The organism is Caballeronia calidae, assembly GCF_900044055.2.
Classification (GTDB): Bacteria; Pseudomonadota; Gammaproteobacteria; order Burkholderiales; family Burkholderiaceae; genus Caballeronia; species Caballeronia calidae.
On sequence record NZ_FCOX02000218.1, the window covers coordinates 1 to 2,590 of the forward strand.

2 protein-coding genes and 2 pseudogenes are annotated in these 2,590 nt (G+C 56.2%); 2 read left to right on the top strand and 2 right to left on the bottom strand.

Annotated features, from left to right (window positions below; genetic code table 11):
• Window positions 1-98 precede the first annotated feature (98 nt).
• Window positions 99-665, top strand: a pseudogene (locus AWB78_RS42105) (IS66 family transposase); the annotation flags it as partial.
• A 41-nt stretch (window positions 666-706) separates the two neighbouring features.
• Here AWB78_RS42105 and AWB78_RS50085 read toward each other — a convergent pair.
• Window positions 707-859, bottom strand: a pseudogene (locus AWB78_RS50085) (IS6 family transposase); the annotation flags it as partial.
• Here AWB78_RS50085 and AWB78_RS49520 point away from each other — a divergent pair.
• Window positions 819-947, top strand: coding sequence for a hypothetical protein (locus AWB78_RS49520; protein ID WP_269768986.1), 129 nt, complete (start codon window positions 819-821; stop codon window positions 945-947). The pseudogene AWB78_RS50085 and the gene AWB78_RS49520 sit on opposite strands and share 41 nt — an antisense overlap.
• Here AWB78_RS49520 and AWB78_RS42110 read toward each other — a convergent pair.
• Window positions 938-2,590: hypothetical protein (locus AWB78_RS42110; protein ID WP_232478128.1), on the bottom strand; the 1,653-nt coding region annotated here is incomplete at its 5' end. The genes AWB78_RS49520 and AWB78_RS42110 overlap by 10 nt on opposite strands.

The following is a 2,590-nucleotide window of genomic DNA, read 5'->3' on the forward strand; positions in this document are numbered from 1 at the left end:
CATTCGAGCGAATCTACGCACAAACAAGGGCCATAACCGTTTATCCCCAGATAAAAATAATCCCGGGATACTGATCCTTATCTTGAGCTTGAGATAAGGATCACGCGCGCCGATACGTCTTCGACGTCCATGAAACAGCCCCGTCGGAAACCACGAAGCAATGGCTCGACATGATTGGCGATCTCTACGAAATCGAGGCTGCTATCCGCGGCAAACCACCCGATGAGCGGCGACGCGTCAGGCAAGAAAAGAGCAACCCGTTGCTCGGGGTCCTCGAGATGTCGATGAGGGAAAAACTAGCGACGCTTTGGCCGAAGGCACCACTGGTCGAAGCGATCAACTACTCTCTGAACCGCTGGGATGGACTCACGCTGTTCTGTGACGACGGCCGCATCGAGATCAGCAACGTGCTCGCCGAAAATGCCTTGCGCTGTGTGGCCCTTGGTCGGCGCAATTTTATGTTCGCGGGCTCCGACAGCGGTGGTGAGCGAGCCGCCGCAATGTATAGCCTGATCGGATCATGCAAATTGAACAACATCAATCCACGCGCCTACCTGGAATTCGTGCTCACGCACATTGCGGATCACCAGGCCAATCGCATCGACGAACTGTTGCCCTGGAACGTCGCGAAGCACCTCCTCCCATCTACACCTGCCTCGCTTTGATCCCTTCCGGCAGCGGCACGATGCGCCTGCCGCGTTCTTCGACGCTTGTCCAGAGAATTCTCAACGGCCCTCACGCGACGCTTACGACTCAGCGGGAAGCGATAGTACAGCCACACCGCGTAGCTGATGATATCGGGCGGAAATCGATAACCCTTGAACGAGATCGACGCATCGGTCGATGGTGAGGCCGACATGGAAGCTTTCTTCATGCAACATGATATCCGCCAACCGCACAACAACCTGACAATACCCGGCCGTGAACTATCCCACCCCTATACCTGAGATTGATGTTGCTGAATCCGCGCCGATGCGCTCAACCGCTCGCTCTCAGGGAGGCGGCGAACTATCCCCTGAAGTTGGTTCAGCGCGTCTCGTTTAACCATGGCATCAAGCGTGTCGACCTGCTTGAGGAGGTCATAAAACGCCGCCATATGCGCATCCCTAGGGAGGTCTTGGAAGCGCCGCAGCAGGTATTCCCATGCCCCCGGTTGAGCAGTCTTATCAAACGTGCCAACTTTCTTCAGGATACCGTTGAACACTGCTGTCATTTCCTCGCCTCCCTTATCTGTGTCACCGCCCACATTCGCGTTGATAAAGCAAGCAATTTCATCCAGCACATTCCGTTGATCAGTGGCATCCAGCGTCCCAATTTGCTCAAGTACACCATTGAGAGTGGCCACTCGGTCTGTCGGTTGAGACATGTCATCATTATATTTCACAAGTTCCCGTAACATATACGCCTGCGTTGGGGAATCAAGCGTACCAATGCGCGTCAGTATGGCTTTGGCCATGGCCAGTTGATCACCCGCTGGAGCCTTGGCGAAGCTTGGCCCGCCGTACTTCAGTATGTCCGCCCGATCGCCCCGATCAAGCGCGTCCACTCGCATAAGCGCGTCGTTAAGCGCCCTTGCCGCGTCAGGAAGACAGTGGACATTCCGTACGAGCTCCGACAGCATATTGCACTTGCATTTCGCATCAAGCGTGTCGGTTTGCTGCGACATGGCATAGAATGCCTCCTCACGGTCGCCGACGGGAAGTGAAGAAATGACATGCAGAAGAGGGAACAGTTGCTGGCCTCGCATGGCCGAATCGAGTTCGGAAATGCTCTCGTACACGGCATAGAACGCACTTCTTCTGTTACCTACAGGAAGATACAGAATCGCGGACGAAAGGTTGGCTAACGGCATCTTGCGTGCGCGGCCATCAAGCGCCAGAACTTGCGTCAAGACGGTATCGAACGCGACTGAGACCTCGTCTTCAGGAAGCCACTGAATCGCGGACGCAAGTGCGGCTAGCGGCTTCTCGCGTGCGCTGCCATCAAGCGCGAGAACTGGCTTCAAGACAGTACCGAACGCGACTGAGACCTCGTCTTCAGGAAGCCACTGAATCGCGGACGCAAGTGCGGCTAGTGGCTTCTCGCGTGCGCTGCCATCAAGCGCGAGAACTGGCTTCAAGACAGTACCGAACGCGACTGAGACCTCGTCTTTAGGAAGCCACCGAATTGCGGATGCAAGTGCGGCCAGCGGCATCCCACGTGCGCTGCCATCAAGCGCGAGAACTGGCTTCAAGACAGTATCGAACGCGACTGAGACCTCGTCTTCAGGAAGCCACTGAATCGCGGACGCAAGTGCGGCTAGCGGCTTCTCGCGTGCGCCGCCATCAAGCGCGAGAACTTGCTTCAAGACAGTATCGAACGCGACTGAGACCTCGTCTTTAGGAAGGCACCCAATCCCAGACGCAAGTGCGGCGAGCGGCATCCCACGTGCGCCTTCATCCAGCGTGGCAATTTGCTTCAATACGGCAGCAAACACTTTGCCACGGAGAACGTCCGGAAGATGCTTTATCTTTTTGCAGAATTGGACGAGCACCGTCCCGTGCACGAGATCCAACTTCGGTCGATCGCGCATCCCGGATTCCTCGGCGGC